The 13467-nt window shown below is 59.2% G+C and carries 18 protein-coding genes; 15 read left to right on the top strand and 3 right to left on the bottom strand.

Annotated elements, in window-relative coordinates; translation table 11 throughout:
- Positions 1–11 precede the first annotated feature (11 nt).
- The 7 genes from AC0L8G_RS14040 (at position 12) to AC0L8G_RS14010 (ending at position 5909) form a co-directional block, all read left to right on the top strand.
- Entirely contained in the window at positions 12–2213 is a 2202-nt protein-coding gene (locus AC0L8G_RS14040; RefSeq protein WP_473384805.1) for a 3-hydroxyacyl-CoA dehydrogenase NAD-binding domain-containing protein, read from the top strand.
- A 233-nt stretch (positions 2214–2446) separates the two neighbouring features.
- Positions 2447–2908 carry a hypothetical protein gene (locus tag AC0L8G_RS14035; protein WP_473384804.1) on the top strand — a complete coding sequence of 154 codons (462 nt, stop codon included), beginning with the start codon at positions 2447–2449 and terminating at the stop codon, positions 2906–2908.
- A gap of 159 nt (positions 2909–3067) precedes the next feature.
- The gene (gene ndk, locus AC0L8G_RS14030) at positions 3068–3490 is read left to right on the top strand and encodes a nucleoside-diphosphate kinase (RefSeq protein WP_473384803.1); all 423 of its coding nucleotides are present in this window, start codon (positions 3068–3070) and stop codon (positions 3488–3490) included.
- A gap of 148 nt (positions 3491–3638) precedes the next feature.
- Positions 3639–3857, top strand: a complete 219-nt coding sequence (locus AC0L8G_RS14025) for a hypothetical protein (RefSeq protein WP_473384802.1) — start codon at positions 3639–3641, stop codon at positions 3855–3857.
- 7 nt (positions 3858–3864) lie between these two features.
- Positions 3865–4269, top strand: a complete 405-nt coding sequence (locus tag AC0L8G_RS14020) for a hypothetical protein (RefSeq protein WP_473384801.1) — start codon at positions 3865–3867, stop codon at positions 4267–4269.
- 4 nt (positions 4270–4273) lie between these two features.
- Positions 4274–5209, top strand: coding sequence for a sterol desaturase family protein (locus tag AC0L8G_RS14015; RefSeq protein WP_473384800.1), 936 nt, complete (start codon positions 4274–4276; stop codon positions 5207–5209).
- A 166-nt stretch (positions 5210–5375) separates the two neighbouring features.
- A complete protein-coding gene (locus tag AC0L8G_RS14010; protein WP_473384799.1) occupies positions 5376–5909 on the top strand; it encodes a hypothetical protein in 534 nt (177 codons plus the stop codon).
- Here the strand turns inward: AC0L8G_RS14010 and AC0L8G_RS14005 are convergent.
- Positions 5882–6403, bottom strand: a complete 522-nt coding sequence (locus AC0L8G_RS14005) for an Lrp/AsnC family transcriptional regulator (protein WP_473384798.1) — start codon at positions 6401–6403, stop codon at positions 5882–5884. The two genes, AC0L8G_RS14010 and AC0L8G_RS14005, sit on opposite strands and share 28 nt — an antisense overlap.
- Positions 6404–6512: 109 nt before the next feature.
- Here AC0L8G_RS14005 and phhA point away from each other — a divergent pair, with 109 nt between their 5' ends.
- On the top strand, positions 6513–7406 hold the full coding sequence (gene phhA / locus AC0L8G_RS14000; RefSeq protein ID WP_473384797.1) for a phenylalanine 4-monooxygenase: 894 nt from the start codon (positions 6513–6515) through the stop codon (positions 7404–7406).
- Between the two features lie 8 nt (positions 7407–7414).
- On the opposite strand, the gene AC0L8G_RS13995 is transcribed toward phhA, so the two are convergent.
- Both AC0L8G_RS13995 and pspF read right to left on the bottom strand, forming a co-directional pair.
- Complete coding sequence (locus AC0L8G_RS13995) at positions 7415–7645, bottom strand: DUF1413 domain-containing protein (RefSeq protein ID WP_473384796.1); 231 nt, start codon at positions 7643–7645, stop codon at positions 7415–7417.
- On the bottom strand, positions 7645–8673 hold the full coding sequence (pspF, locus tag AC0L8G_RS13990; RefSeq protein ID WP_473384795.1) for a phage shock protein operon transcriptional activator: 1029 nt from the start codon (positions 8671–8673) through the stop codon (positions 7645–7647). The genes AC0L8G_RS13995 and pspF overlap by 1 nt, the downstream gene beginning before the upstream one ends.
- A gap of 203 nt (positions 8674–8876) precedes the next feature.
- On the opposite strand from pspF, the gene AC0L8G_RS13985 reads away from it, so the two are divergent.
- The 7 genes from AC0L8G_RS13985 (at position 8877) to AC0L8G_RS13955 (ending at position 13442) form a co-directional block, all read left to right on the top strand.
- Entirely contained in the window at positions 8877–9002 is a 126-nt protein-coding gene (locus AC0L8G_RS13985; RefSeq protein WP_473384794.1) for a hypothetical protein, read from the top strand.
- A gap of 11 nt (positions 9003–9013) precedes the next feature.
- Complete coding sequence (gene pspA, locus AC0L8G_RS13980) at positions 9014–9697, top strand: phage shock protein PspA (protein WP_473384793.1); 684 nt, start codon at positions 9014–9016, stop codon at positions 9695–9697.
- Between the two features lie 24 nt (positions 9698–9721).
- On the top strand, positions 9722–9967 hold the full coding sequence (pspB, locus tag AC0L8G_RS13975) for an envelope stress response membrane protein PspB (protein WP_473384792.1): 246 nt from the start codon (positions 9722–9724) through the stop codon (positions 9965–9967).
- Positions 9960–10424 (top strand): envelope stress response membrane protein PspC, encoded by a 465-nt coding sequence (gene pspC, locus AC0L8G_RS13970; protein ID WP_473384791.1) that lies wholly within the window; start codon positions 9960–9962, stop codon positions 10422–10424. The genes pspB and pspC overlap by 8 nt, the downstream gene beginning before the upstream one ends.
- A gap of 94 nt (positions 10425–10518) precedes the next feature.
- Positions 10519–10683 (top strand): hypothetical protein, encoded by a 165-nt coding sequence (locus AC0L8G_RS13965; protein WP_473384790.1) that lies wholly within the window; start codon positions 10519–10521, stop codon positions 10681–10683.
- Between the two features lie 94 nt (positions 10684–10777).
- Positions 10778–11992 carry a Ppx/GppA phosphatase family protein gene (locus AC0L8G_RS13960; protein WP_473384789.1) on the top strand — a complete coding sequence of 405 codons (1215 nt, stop codon included), beginning with the start codon at positions 10778–10780 and terminating at the stop codon, positions 11990–11992.
- Between the two features lie 109 nt (positions 11993–12101).
- On the top strand, positions 12102–13442 hold the full coding sequence (locus tag AC0L8G_RS13955) for an aldehyde dehydrogenase family protein (protein ID WP_473384788.1): 1341 nt from the start codon (positions 12102–12104) through the stop codon (positions 13440–13442).
- The last annotated feature ends 25 nt before the right edge of the window (positions 13443–13467 follow it).

The following is a 13467-nucleotide window of genomic DNA, read 5'->3' as shown; positions in this document are numbered from 1 at the left end:
GGTACGGAACAATGACATATAAAGCAATGAAAGTGGACGTGGACAGCGACGGCATTGCGCTGGTCACGATCGACCTGCCGGGCAAGTCGATGAATGTCTGGGATGCGGACCTGATGGCGGATTTCGCCAAATGGGTCGACGCATTCATCGCCGATGACAAGGTCAAGGGCGCGGTGATTACCTCGGGCAAGGCCTCCGGCTTCCTCGCGGGCGCGGACCTCAACATGCTCGGTTCTGGCGGCATGGGCGCAGGCGCTTCGAAAAAGGATCAGTTCGAATCGACCTTCGCCCTCAATCAGGTGTTCCGCAAACTCGAAACCGGCGGCCAGACAGCCAAGGCATTGGCCAGCGGACAGGCTTTTGCGAAACCGGTTGCCGCGGCCGTCAACGGTCTGGCGCTTGGCGGCGGGCTGGAGATTGTGCTCGCTTGTCATCACCGCGTCGTCGCCGACAATCCGAAAATTCAGCTAGGCGTGCCTGAAGTTCAGGTTGGCCTGCTTCCCGGCGCCGGCGGCACGCAGCGCTTGCCGCGTCTCGCCGGTCTGCAAAACGCCGCCATGCTGGCGACGCAAGGCAAGCCGATCGATCCCGCGACCGCCAAGGCGCAAGGCATCATTCAGGAAATCGCCCCCGCCGACGAGATCGTGGCCAAAGCGAAAGAATGGGTGAAAGCGAATCCGAAAGTCACGCAGCCATGGGACAAGAAGGGTTTCAAATTTCCTGGCGGCGGCGGCGCGATGGACCCGCGCGCGGTGCAGTTCTTCATGGCGGCGAACGCCATGGGCCAGCGCGAGACCAACCACAATTACCCGGCCATTCAGTACATTCTTTCCTGCATGTATGAAGGCTCAATCGTGCCGATGGATACGGCCATTCGCATTGAGTCCAAATATTTCCTCAAGCTTTTGTCGAGCCCGCAAACCCGCAACATGATCCGCACGCTGTTCATCAACAAACAGGCGGCGGAAAAAGGCGAGCAGCGTCCGAAAGACGTGCCGCCGACTGTGCTGAAAAAGGTCGGCGTCCTTGGCGCGGGCATGATGGGCGCGGGCATCGCCTATGTGACCGCAAAGGGCGGTGCGGAAGTCGTCCTGCTCGACCGCGATATTGATTATGCGACCAAGGGCAAAGGCTATTCGGAAAAGATCGTCGAAAAAGGCGTGTCGCGCGGCAAGGTGACGAAGGAAAAAGGCGCCGAGCTATTGGCCCGCATCACGCCGACCACCGATTACAACGACCTCAAAGATGTCGATATGATCATCGAGGCGGTTTTTGAAGACCCGGATGTGAAACGCGATGTCATCAAGCAAACCGAAGCGGTTATCGGCAAGGATGTGATCTTTGCATCCAACACGTCGACCTTGCCGATCACCGGGCTCGCCAAAAATTCCGAACGCCCGGACCAGTTTATCGGCATTCACTTCTTCTCGCCGGTCGATAAGATGCCGCTGGTTGAGATCATCCCCGGCGACAAATCCGGCGACAAGGCGCTTGCCGCTGCGCTGGATTATGTTCGCATGATCAAGAAAACGCCGATTGTGGTGAAAGATACGCGCGGGTTCTACACCAACCGCGTGGTGCCGCCTTATCTCAACGAGGCGATGCTGATGGTTGCCGAAGGCGTCAAACCGGCGCTGATCGAGAATGCTGCGAAGTCGCTCGGCATGCCGGTCGGCCCGCTGGCGCTTACCGACGAAACATCGCTGGAGCTTGGTCTCCGGATCATGAACTCCACCAAGAAAGAGCTCGGCAAAGATTACAAACCGACGGGCGTCGAGGATTTGCTGGTGAAGATGGTTGAAGATCTAGGCCGCAAGGGCCGCAAATCCGGCGGCGGCTTCTACGAATATCCCGAAGGCGGCAAAAAGCACCTTTGGCAGGGCTTGTCGGAATATTTCCCGGTGGCGAAAGAGCAGCCGAGCCTTGAAGAGGCGAAAGAGCGCATTCTTTACGCGCAGCTCATTCCCGCTGCGCAATGTTTTGCGGAAGGCATCGTTCATGATCCGCAGTCGGCGGATCTGGGCGCGATTTTCGGCTGGGGTTTTGCGCCCTGGACCGGCGGGCCCATGAGCCATATCGACACGATCGGCGTCGATGCTTTTGTCCGCAAGGCGGAAAGCCTCGCGCAAAAATACGGCGCCCGGTTCAACCCTCCGGAGAAATTCCGCGACATGGCGAAGTCTGGCGGTACGCTTTACGGCAAGGCCGCCTGAGTTGACGACGCAGATTGTTAATCTGATCGTCTGAGACAACTAGATAGGAAGAACGCCGCCCCTGCTGGGTGGCGTTTTTCTTATTCGCCATTGCCTGTGTCCGGCAGCATGGGCAGAACAGGCTGGACTTTAGCGGCGCATAAATCGCCAGGGTGAATGCTATGGCTGTAACCACGACTGTAACCACAAGGGCGCTGCGCGGTGATTGTGCACATTGTGCGTCCATGTGTTGCGTGGCGCTCGCATTCGATCGTTCGCCCAGTTTCGCCGTGAACAAGCCCGCCGGTGCGCCATGCGAAAATCTGGACGCGACGGGGCGATGCACCATTCATGAAAACCTCGACCAGCGCGGCTATAAAGGCTGCGTCGCCTATGACTGCCTCGGCGCCGGTCAGCGCATCACACAGGACATTTTCGGCGGCCGCCACTGGCTGGAGGATCGACGCTTGCTCGAGCCAATGTCGCGGGCCTTCGCTGTGATGCGGCGCATTCACGGCATGCTGGAATTGCTGGCCGCAGCAGAGGCTTTGCCGCTGGATACGGGCGAGCGGGCGCGATTGGCCGGTCTGGCGGAGAAACTGGAGCCGCGTCAGGGCTGGTCCGAGGCTTCCCTCAAAGCTGCGCCGATCAGCCAGATCGGGGCTGAGGTTAATGCGTTTCTGCAATCGCTGAGGCGCCACGCCGGCGCGCGGTGAAGTCGCCCGAAATGGCGCGGTCAGAGGCTCCGGCCCGCAAGCGCGCTAAACTTTCGTCGAAATATGCTGAGTCCGTCTCGCGGAGCTTGCCGCAGTGCAAAAGCGTTGCTAGGAACCCGCCTAATCCGAATTTCCACATAACAGTTGAGGACGAACCCCATGGCGCTCGAACGCACCTTCTCGATCATCAAGCCGGACGCCACGCGCCGGAACATCACCGGCAAAGTCATCGCCAAGCTGGAAGAGGGCGGCCTGCGCGTCGTCGCCTCCAAACGCATCCGCATGAGCAAGGCGCAGGCCGAAGGGTTTTACGGCGTCCACAAAGACCGCCCGTTCTTTGGCGAACTGGTTGAATTCATGATGTCCGAACCGGTCGTCGTGCAGGTGCTCGAAGGCGAAAACGCAATTGCTCGCAACCGCGAAATCATGGGCGCGACCAACCCGGCGGAAGCAGCGCCCGGCACGATCCGCGCGGAATTCGCTGAGTCCATCGGCGAAAACTCCGTCCACGGTTCTGACGGCCCGGATACTGCGGCCCAGGAAATCGAGTTCTTCTTTTCGAAAGACGAACTGGTCGGCTAATCCGCCAATCGGCTGAGATTTGTGATGCGGCGCGCTCTTAAGGGGCGCGCCGTTTTGCGTATGTGCGCGGCGCACCTATATTGACCTCCATCAACGTGCCCGGAAAGTCTGCGCGTAATATCGGCCATGCAACCAAGGAGAACATGCGGTGAAGAGCAAAGATATCAAAATAGAACAGCATGGCGGCCTCGGCGTGTTCTGGTGCATTGGCTGGCTGTTCTCCATCGGCTTTTTGAAACTGGGATTTTGGAAGGGGCTACTGGCGCTGATCGTATGGCCGTATTTTCTGGGCGTGCATTTCGAACAGGCGCATGTCGCCGCCGCATCCCAGCCGGCGCTTGAGCAGTCAGAAATCCAGCGGGATTGATGCGTCCATGACCGGCAACCTCCTTCTCGACTCCTTGATTTCCCTTGCGGCGATTGCGCTGATGGTGGGGCTTGCCTGGGCGTTTTTTCGCGCGCCGGCGGCGCCGGTGTCGCAACAGGCGGCGGCGGACCGGCTGGCCTTTGACGAGCCCGATTTCCGGCCCGTGCGCTGGCTGTTGGACGCCAAGGGCCGGGCGGCGCTGGCCGAAGGGGCGAGCGGCGAAATTGCGCTGGTCTCGCGCCTTGGCGTCGATCTGGTGACCCGGCGCTTTCCGGCGGCGGCGCTGAAGGCGGCGGAGGAGGCGGGCGCGTTGGTGATCCGCCCCAGCGATCCCGGCTCGCGCAAGCTCGTCATCGAAGCTGACGGCGCTGCTGAATGGGCTCGCAAACTGGGCGCCGACGGGTCAAAATAGTCCCATGGAGTTTCCGGATATCATTGGCTACGCGGTTCCCGCGTTTCTGGTTCTGGTGATCATAGAGATCATCGCTGCGCGCCTGACGGGGCGCGGGCGTTATGAAGCGCGCGATTCCGCCGCCAGCCTGCTCATGGGGTTCGGCAGCCAGATCGCGCCGCTATTCGGTGGGCTGTTCGTCATCGGCGTCGTGTTTGTCGCCGCATATGAGCTGACGCCATTCAAAATTCCGAACACCTGGTGGGCGGTGCTGCTCTGCCTGACGCTGGATGATCTGCGCTATTACTGGTGGCACCGGATCAGTCATGAGCGTCGCTGGTTCTGGGCGAGCCATGTGATCCATCACTCTTCTCAGCATTACAATCTGACGACGGCGCTGCGCCAGACATGGACGGGCAATATACTGGGTTCGATCCTGTTCAAGACGCCGCTTGTCTTTATGGGCTTTCATCCGGCGATGGTCGCGTTTGTCGGCGCCATCAGCCTGCTTTATCAGTTCTGGATACACACCGAACTGATCAATCGCATGGGTCCGTTTGAATGGATCTTCAACACGCCGAGCCATCACCGCGTGCATCATGCGACCAATCCGAAATATCTCGACGCAAATTATGCGGGCATTCTCATCATCTGGGATCGGATGTTCGGCACATTCACGCCGGAAGATGATGCGGAAAAACCCCGTTACGGCATCATCAAAAATCTCGGCACGTTCAATCCTTTGGTGATTTCCTATCATGAGTGGATCGGCATCGCGAAGGACGTCATCAAAGCGAAGTCGCCGAAGGAAGTGCTTGGATATACGTTCGGTCCGCCGGGCTGGTCGCCGGACGGGTCGCGCCTGACCTCGGCGATGATCAAGGAGCGGTGGGCGCGTATGCAGGGGGAAACGCCGGAAGCCGCGAGCACGCCGACGCCTGTGGCGCAGCCTGCGGAATAGCATCTGGCCGTCAGCGCCCGCTTTGGTTGCATTCTCCGCGATTTCGCCGCATTCGCCCCAATCCCGCCAAAGAGCGAGGGATTCCGCCCGCATAAATCCTTAATTTCCCCGAAAATCGGCCCTGCTCGCCCGCCAATCTAGTCTGGCGAGAGAGAAGGAGGGGCCAATGCCCGCAGCAATCATCACCAACACGATCACCGCCGCCGCCGCGACCGCTTTCGTCGCCGCCGCGTCTCTGGTCGGATTTAATGCTGGTCCCGCCTATGAGGATGGCGCGCTGAAGAGCCTGTCTCAGCCCGAAGCCTCGCTTTTCGCAAAGAGCGTGTTCAACCGCGCCGACCGCGATGATGACGGCGCGTTGAACGTGGATGAGTTCGCCGCGCTGACGATTGTCACGGCCGAGCTCGCGAACCTCAACGGATTTATCGCTGTCGAAAAAGACGGCGTGCTTGAAACGATCGCGCTGCCGGTCAAGGCCGCCGGCGCGCTTGGCGACACTGAGCAAACGCGCATCGACGCAGTCGCGCGTCACATGTTCTACGCCTTTTCCGGTTCAGACGGCAAAATGCAGCAGGGGGAGTATTTAGGTTTGCAGGATGCGATTTTCGCATCGGCGGACCTCAATGCGAATGGTTCGCTTAATCGCGCCGAACTGTCGCTTTTTGCACAGCGTCAGGCCTTCATTAGCCCCGAAGCCTGACGCACTCCGGCGGCCGCTGTTAGTCTTAGCCCTAGATTGACAGCGGCCAACCGGCAGCCTGTTTCATCGTCGACAACACAAAATTCGAAGACGAGATCCTTGACGCCGGGAAGGCGTGCAAGTTTTTTCAGCGCCACATCAGCAAAGCCGTTCATGTCGCGGGCGACCACTTGCAGGATGTAATCGCCGCCGCCGGAAATCGCGGAGCAGGACACCACTTCGTCAATCAGATTCACCTGGCGCTCAAAAGCGGCGAGGTGATCTTCCGCATGGGAATCGAGTTTTACAAACACATAGGCGAAGACGTTGAGGCCCGCCGCGGCGCGGTTCACATTGGCGGAATAGCCTTCAATGACGCCCTGCGCCTCGAGTTGTTTCACCCGGCGGTGGGCGGCGGATACGGACAGGCCCACCTGCTCGGCGATCTCGGCATTGGTCAGCCGGCCGTCGCGCTGGAGCAGGTCGAGGATCTTCTTGTCGGTTTCATCAATCATGAAAAAATTTCCCGTATTTTTGTGATTATACGGGAATATTTGTCAAAAATCCCTCACTTTCCGCCCTCTCTGGCAAGAAAATCCAGTCAAAACGCGTATTTTTACGCCTATGAATGATTCACATGCGCCTGAGGCTTCAGCCCCGAAAAATCCCTTCGCCGCGAACACCAGCCATGCGCTGCGCGGAGACTATGAACATATGAGCGCCGACTACACGGTCGAGCAGCCTTATGAGCGCTATAGCGATGCGGATCAGGCGCGCTGGCGCTTTCTCTATGACCGCCAGAAAAAGCTCCTGCCTGGCTATGCGGCGGCTGAATATATTGAAGGTCTCGGCGCGCTGAACGCCGGCGACGCCATCCCCAGAATCGAAGACGCCAACAAGGTATTGGGTGACGCGACCGGCTGGCGGTTGATCGCAGTGCCGGGACTGATTCCAGATGATGTGTTTTTCGACCATCTCGCCAATCGCCGCTTTCCGGTGTCCTGGTGGATGCGCGGCGAACACGAACTCGATTATCTTGTGGAGCCGGATTTCTTTCACGACTTTTTCGGCCATGTGCCGTTGCTGTCCAATCCGGTGTTTGCGGAATATATGCGCAAATACGGACTTGGCGGCCCCAAGGCGATTGAGCATGGCGCGCAGAAAATGCTCGCGCGGCTCTACTGGTACATTGTGGAGTTCGGCCTGATCAACACGAAAGACGGCTTGCGCGCATTTGGCGCCGGCATGCTGTCGTCAAAGGACGAAACGATTTTCTCGGTGGAAAGCCCGGCCCCCAATCGCATCGCATTCGATCTGGAGCGCGTGTTGAACACCGCCTATATGGTCGATGATTTCCAGAAGACCTATTTCGTCATCGACAGTTTCGAACAGCTTTTTGAAATCAGCGATTGTGACTTCACGCCGTTTTACGAGCGCGGCGCCGGCAAGGAGCCGATTGATCCGGCGAAGATATTGCCCACGGACAAGGTGATCACGCGCGGGACGCAAAGCCGCTAGCGCGGGCGTTACCGGCCCTTCCAGCGATAGACGCGGCCGCCGCCCTTTTTGCGGCCCGTATCCTCAACGCCGGGCAACTTGCCGGCGCGCACGGCTTCGAGGAAATTCCTGCCGAAGCGCACCTTGTCGCCAATCCATAGATCGTCCCAGCCGGGCCCGTAGATTTCCGGGTAATGGAATTCTCCCGGCGCGCGCTTTGCGATCCGCTTATGCAGGCGGGAAAGCTCCTTCTCATCCATTACGCCGCCAATCCATGCTTCTTGATGATGCCGCGGATCTGGTCATAGGTGAGGGAGAGCGCATCGGCGGCGCGTTTCTGGCTGCCGCCATTTTTTTCCAGTGCGTCGGCGACAATGGTTTTTTCCAGCTCGTTGAGATAATCGCGCAGATCATAAGCGCCGTGATCGGGCGGTGGGTGATTTACGGTCAATGGCGCGCTATGGCGGGTTTCCTTCGGCGCTTTGCTGGCGTCGAATTTTCCGAAGGCTCGTTCAAACGGATCGATGATGATGTTCGAGATGAGGCCCGTCGCATCGCCTTCGCCCCAGTGAACGGTTGCGCGCTCCGCCGCATTCTTCAGTTCACGGACATTGCCGGGCCAGTCATGGGAATTCAGCGCGACCGTCGCCTCCGGTGAAAAGCCGGGAAATTTCAACGCAAGTTCTGCGGCGGCGTGCGAGGCGAAATGCGCCGCGAGAAGCGCGATATCGCCTTCGCGTTCACGCAAGGGCGGGGCGGTGACCACATCGAAAGCAAGCCGGTCGAGGAGGTCTGCGCGAAACTTTCCCTCATGCACGAGGCGGCGAAGATCGGTGTTCGCGGCGGCAAGGATGCGCACATCGGCGGTTTGCGTCGCATCGCCGCCGAGGCGTTCATATTCGCCATATTCGATGACGCGCAGCAGCTTGCCCTGCACTTCCAGCGATGCGGAGGAGATTTCATCGAGGAAAAGCGTGCCGCCTTCGGCCCGTTCAAAGCGGCCCTTTTGGCGGCGCGTCGCGCCGGCGAAGGAGCCCGCTTCATGGCCGAACAGCTCGCTGTCGAGCAGGGATTCGGTCATGGCGGCGCAATTGACCTTTACAAACGGGCCTTCCCAGCGGGTCGACAGGAAGTGGATGCGCGCCGCGAGCAGCTCCTTTCCGGAGCCGCGCTCGCCCATCACCAGGACCGGGCGGTCGACCATCGCGATGCGCGAGGCGTGATCGAGCGCATCAAGGAAGGTTTTTGACTGACCAATAAGGTCTGGGGGGCTCTGGGGATCTGCCATAGGTGAAAAATACCACAGGAAAACGGTAATTAAAGCCTAAAAAACGGCAAAATACACCACATATTGGGGCGTGAAAATCACTGTAAAAATCAAAAAGCAATAAAAACAATGGATTACAAATTTTCCTGCGAAAGGGCTTGGGAATGACGTACTGAATCCGTGACGGGGTTCACCAACAACCCAAACCGCTGAGGAGATGCGAAATGAGCCGATACAGATATGAAGACCGTGATTGGGACCAGCGCATGCACAGCGCATTTCGCGGTCGCGCCGGGTTCGCCTGGGGCGCGTTCTTCATTGGCTTCATCCTCGGCGGCATCATCTTTTAGGAGTTCGACCCATGGGCGTTTTTTCAAGACTAAGCGACATCGTAAATTCCAACCTCAACGCCATGCTCGACAAGGCTGAGGACCCGGAAAAGGTCGTCCGGCTGATCATCCAGGAGATGGAAGACACGCTGGTCGAGGTCCGCTCCAATGCGGCGCGGGCGCTGGCCGACAGCAAGGAAGTCCTGCGCAAGAAGGGCGAATTCGCCCGCCGCGCCGGCGAATGGGAAGCAAAGGCGGAACTCGCGCTCGGCAAGGGCCGCGAAGATCTCGCCCGCGGCGCCGTCTCCGCCAAGCGCAAAGCCGAAGAAATGATCGGCCTGCTCGACAAGGAGCTCAAAGCAATCGACGAGACGGTCGGCAAGACAAATGACGATCTGGCCCGTCTGCAGGCGAAGCTGAAAGAAGCGCGCGCCAAGCAGCGTTCCCTCGAAATTCGCCGTAATGCGGCCTCCGACAGCGTTCGGGTCAGCCGCCAGGTCAATGACGGCCGCATCGAAGAAGCGCTCGCCAAATTCGACCGTTATGAGCGCCGGATCGATGAATTGGAGGCTGAGGCCGAGAGCTGGTCGATGGGTCGTCCGCGTACGCTGGAAGACGAATTCGCCGAGCTTGAGGCGGAAGATGCGGTCAATGCCGAGCTCGAAGCCTTGAAAATGCGCGTTGCAAACCGCACTTCCAGTGGCGGGCAACGTTAAAAGAGGGCGAAAGGGGCTAATCTCATGGATGAAGCGTTCATGACCATCGCGATCGTGGCGATCATCTTTGTCGCCTGTCCTGCAGTGTTTTTGCACTATCAGGCAGAGCTGAGAAAGACGAAGTCGATCTCCACAGATGATGAGCGGCTGGTGGACGATCTCTGGAAGACAGCACAGCGCCTTGAGCGTCGTGTCGAGGCGCTGGAGACAATTCTGGACAAGGAAGCGCCGGAATGGCGCAAGGACTATCCGGAGCGGCCCCATGCCTGAGCATCATCATCACCATCATCACTGGCGCGATCGCGAAGGCTACGCCTATCGCGCTGGCCAGCCGGGACCAGGGCCGAATTTCCACCGTCTACGGAGGGATACGCGGCGCGGCAAGATTGCCGGCGTGTGCGCCGGGCTGGCGGACTATTTCGGCTGGAGCCTGAAATGGACACGCATTTCTCTGGTGCTGCTTACATTATTAACGAGCGGCATGCCGATTATACCGTATATTTTAGCTGCGGTTTTGATCAAGCCAGATAGCGGTCCGGTCGAGGTTCGCGATCGCGAGGAAGAGCGCTTCTGGCGTACTTTCTCAACCCGCCCGAAAGCGACCTTCTCGGAGTTGAAGCATCGCTTTCGCGCATTGGACGCGCGGCTTGCCGATCTAGAGCGGGCGGTTACGTCCGACGAATATGGATTGAGAAAAGCGTTCCGCGATCTGGAACGCGACGCCTGACTTAAAATACTGCGTTGAGAGACGAGGGGATGCCCGTTTGTCGCGGGCGGATACGGGAGACGTGCGCTGTTTCGCGCACGCCAAGGAGAGAGAAATGACTGCGTTAATCATGCTTGTAAAAGGCTTGATGCTGATCGCGCTGGCCTTTGTCGCTTTCACGGCATTGGCGGTGGCGCTGGGGTTCGAGCCCGCGCCGGCGGACGAATTCGCCAAATGCGACGCGTCGCCAGTGCCGGTCTGCTTGTTCACGATTATCTAGCCCCTGGCGGGCGATGCTTGCTGTTATCGCCTGCGACGACTAAGCTTTGCGCCTACATCAGAGCCCGATGAGGCTCCAGCGAGGACGCAAAGTGATGAGAGAAAGCAAGCGCAGCGGGGGCGCTGGCGGTGAAGATGTTGTTGGCGCCGGAGACGGGGAGCATCGCGCAGATCGCGCAGAAGGACATCGCGCAGATGCGCAACGTGCAAATGACCGGCAGCCAAAGCGCGCAAAACCCAAAACAACTTCCGACGTAAAGAAGCCGCCCAGCAACAAGCAAGGCGGCGACAAGCAGGGCAAAAGCAAATCCGGCGCGCGCAAGGGCGGCCGCCGCCGCCCGATCCGGCTCGCGGCGCTGGATCTTGGCACCAATAATTGCCGTTTGTTGATCGCCGCGCCGCGCGGCAATGATTACCGGATTATCGACGCATTCTCGCGCATCGTGCGGTTGGGGGAGGGGTTGTCGCAATCCGGCGTGCTCTCTGACGCCGCCATGGAGCGAACCATCAGCGCCCTGACAATTTGCGCCGAAAAGATCAAGCGGCGCGGCGTCACGCATTTGCGCTGCATCGCGACGCAGGCCTGTCGCGGCGCGCAAAACGGCGCGAATTTTCTGGAACAGGTGACGACGCAAACCGGCCTGCAATTCGATATCATCACAACCGAAGAAGAAGCCCGCCTCGCGGTGGCCGGATGCGCAGAGCTCTTCGACAAGGACGCCGCCGCCGGGCTGGTCTTCGACATTGGCGGCGGCTCGACAGAGCTTTCCTGGGTGCGCCGCAATGGCGATGGGAGCGCGGTTGAGGTCGCCGCCTGGACGTCGCTGCCATTCGGCGTGGTCTCCATCGCAGAAAAATGGGGCGGGCGGGAGATGAGCGCGCAGACCTATGCGGCGATTGTCGAGGATGTGCGCGCGGAAATTTCGCGGGTCGGCGATCCGGGCGGGATGAAGGAGATTTTCGCCGCAGACCGGGCGCATCTGCTCGGCACCTCCGGCACGGTCACTTCCATTGCCGGGGTGCATTTGAAACTGCCGCGCTATCGCCGCGACAAGGTCGACGGGATATGGCTCAGCATCGATGAGGCCCGGCAGGTGACGGAAAAACTCCGTAGCCTGACATTTGAACAGCGCGCGGAGGAGCCATGCATTGGCGAGGAGCGCGCAGACCTTGTGGTCAGCGGCTGCGCGATTCTGGAGGCCTTGCATCTTGAATGGCCGGCGACCCGCATCCGCGTCGCCGATCGCGGCTTGCGCGAAGGCATTCTCGCCGATCTCGCGCGCAAGGCGCGCAACAACAGGAAATGGTGAAAATCGGGTCTTACCCGGGAATATGGACGAATTTTCCTTCAGGAATAGGCAGGCCCCGCCAAGCGTGAATTTGGTAAGGTGAGGCAACAAACTAACCAGGGAAGCATCTATGAAAATCGCGCCGCAAAATCTCACAAAAGAGCTCCAGCGGGTATTTGACCTGCAAAGCGAGAACCAGTGGAACACCAAGGCTTCCACCGCTGAAGAGCGCAAGGCGAAGCTCGCCAAACTGAAACAGGCTGTCGCCGCCCATGGCGACGATATCGTCGCCGCCGTTCAATCGGACACGCGCAAGCCGGAAGCTGAAATCCGCGTCACCGAAGTCGGCGGCGTGATGGGCAATATTCAGATGAATATCGACAGTCTTGAAGACTGGATGAAGCCGCAATTGATCCAGCCGTCAGCCAATCCCGATGACAAGGCGAAAATCGTGCATGAAGCGCGCGGCGTATGTCTCATTCTCGGTCCGTGGAACTTTCCTCTGGGGCTGACGTTCGGTCCGCTCGCCGCGGCGATCGCCGCCGGCAATTGCTGCATGGTGAAGCTGACGGACCTTTGCCCGGCCACCGCTGAAATCGCCGGAAAAATCATCCGCTCGGTTTTCGATGAGAATGAAGTGGCGTTGTTCGAGGGCGATGTAGCCGTCGCGGAAGCTTTGCTGGACCTGCCGTTCAACCACATTTTCTTCACCGGCTCGCCGCGCGTCGGCAAGCTGGTCATGGCGGCGGCGGCCAAAAACCTTTCCAGCATAACGCTGGAGCTTGGCGGGAAGTCGCCGGTCATCGTCGATGAGAGCGCCGATCTCGACAAGGTGGCGGCGGATCTCGCCCAGGCCAAACAGTTCAATGGCGGCCAGGCCTGCATCTGCCCCGACTATGTCTTTGTCAAAAAGGACCGGCAAGACGCCCTCGTTAAAGGGTTTGCGGAGCGGGTGAAGGCTAATCTTTATGCGAATGGAAAGCTCCAGAAGGAAAATATCGCCCAGATCGTCAACAAGCGAAATTTTGACCGTGTCAAAGGCCTGTTCGATGACGCCGTGGCGAAGGGCGCGACCGTCGCAGCGGGCGGCGAACTGGATGAGGGCGATCTGACAGTTCACCCGACCATGCTGACCAATGTCACGCCGCAAATGAAAATCATGCAGGAAGAGATTTTCGCGCCCGTGATTCCGGTGATGAATTACGACAATGTTGATGAAGTGATCTCGTATATTGCTTCACGCGATAAACCGCTGGCGCTTTATATCTACAGCAAGGATCAGGACACGGTGGACAAGGTGCTGGACCGGACATCCTCCGGCGGCGTCACCGTCAATGGCGTGTTCTCGCATTATCTGGAAAGTCAGTTGCCCTTTGGCGGCGTGAATACCAGCGGCGTCGGCAGCTATCACGGGATCTTCGGGTTCAAGGCGTTTTCTCACCAGCGCGCAGTCTACATGCATCCCGCGTAAGCACAGCGCCGGGTGTCGCCTGACG

The organism is Hyphococcus sp. D3-15, from assembly GCF_055809375.1.
Note: the sequence above shows the minus strand (reverse complement) of the source record. Positions and strands in the feature narration are given on the sequence as shown.

Coding starts and splice junctions, on each gene's coding strand:
- AC0L8G_RS14040 (WP_473384805.1), top strand. CDS start 12: ATGACATATAAAGCAATGAAAGTGGACGTGGACAGCGACGGCATTGCG.
- ndk (WP_473384803.1), top strand. CDS start 3,068: ATGGCGCTCGAACGCACCTTCTCGATCATCAAGCCGGACGCCACGCGC.
- AC0L8G_RS14020 (WP_473384801.1), top strand. CDS start 3,865: ATGACCGGCAACCTCCTTCTCGACTCCTTGATTTCCCTTGCGGCGATT.
- AC0L8G_RS14015 (WP_473384800.1), top strand. CDS start 4,274: ATGGAGTTTCCGGATATCATTGGCTACGCGGTTCCCGCGTTTCTGGTT.
- AC0L8G_RS14010 (WP_473384799.1), top strand. CDS start 5,376: ATGCCCGCAGCAATCATCACCAACACGATCACCGCCGCCGCCGCGACC.
- AC0L8G_RS14005 (WP_473384798.1), bottom strand. CDS start 6,403: ATGATTGATGAAACCGACAAGAAGATCCTCGACCTGCTCCAGCGCGAC.
- phhA (WP_473384797.1), top strand. CDS start 6,513: ATGAATGATTCACATGCGCCTGAGGCTTCAGCCCCGAAAAATCCCTTC.
- AC0L8G_RS13995 (WP_473384796.1), bottom strand. CDS start 7,645: ATGGATGAGAAGGAGCTTTCCCGCCTGCATAAGCGGATCGCAAAGCGC.
- pspF (WP_473384795.1), bottom strand. CDS start 8,673: ATGGCAGATCCCCAGAGCCCCCCAGACCTTATTGGTCAGTCAAAAACC.
- AC0L8G_RS13985 (WP_473384794.1), top strand. CDS start 8,877: ATGAGCCGATACAGATATGAAGACCGTGATTGGGACCAGCGCATGCAC.
- pspA (WP_473384793.1), top strand. CDS start 9,014: ATGGGCGTTTTTTCAAGACTAAGCGACATCGTAAATTCCAACCTCAAC.
- pspB (WP_473384792.1), top strand. CDS start 9,722: ATGGATGAAGCGTTCATGACCATCGCGATCGTGGCGATCATCTTTGTC.
- pspC (WP_473384791.1), top strand. CDS start 9,960: ATGCCTGAGCATCATCATCACCATCATCACTGGCGCGATCGCGAAGGC.
- AC0L8G_RS13965 (WP_473384790.1), top strand. CDS start 10,519: ATGACTGCGTTAATCATGCTTGTAAAAGGCTTGATGCTGATCGCGCTG.
- AC0L8G_RS13960 (WP_473384789.1), top strand. CDS start 10,778: ATGAGAGAAAGCAAGCGCAGCGGGGGCGCTGGCGGTGAAGATGTTGTT.
- AC0L8G_RS13955 (WP_473384788.1), top strand. CDS start 12,102: ATGAAAATCGCGCCGCAAAATCTCACAAAAGAGCTCCAGCGGGTATTT.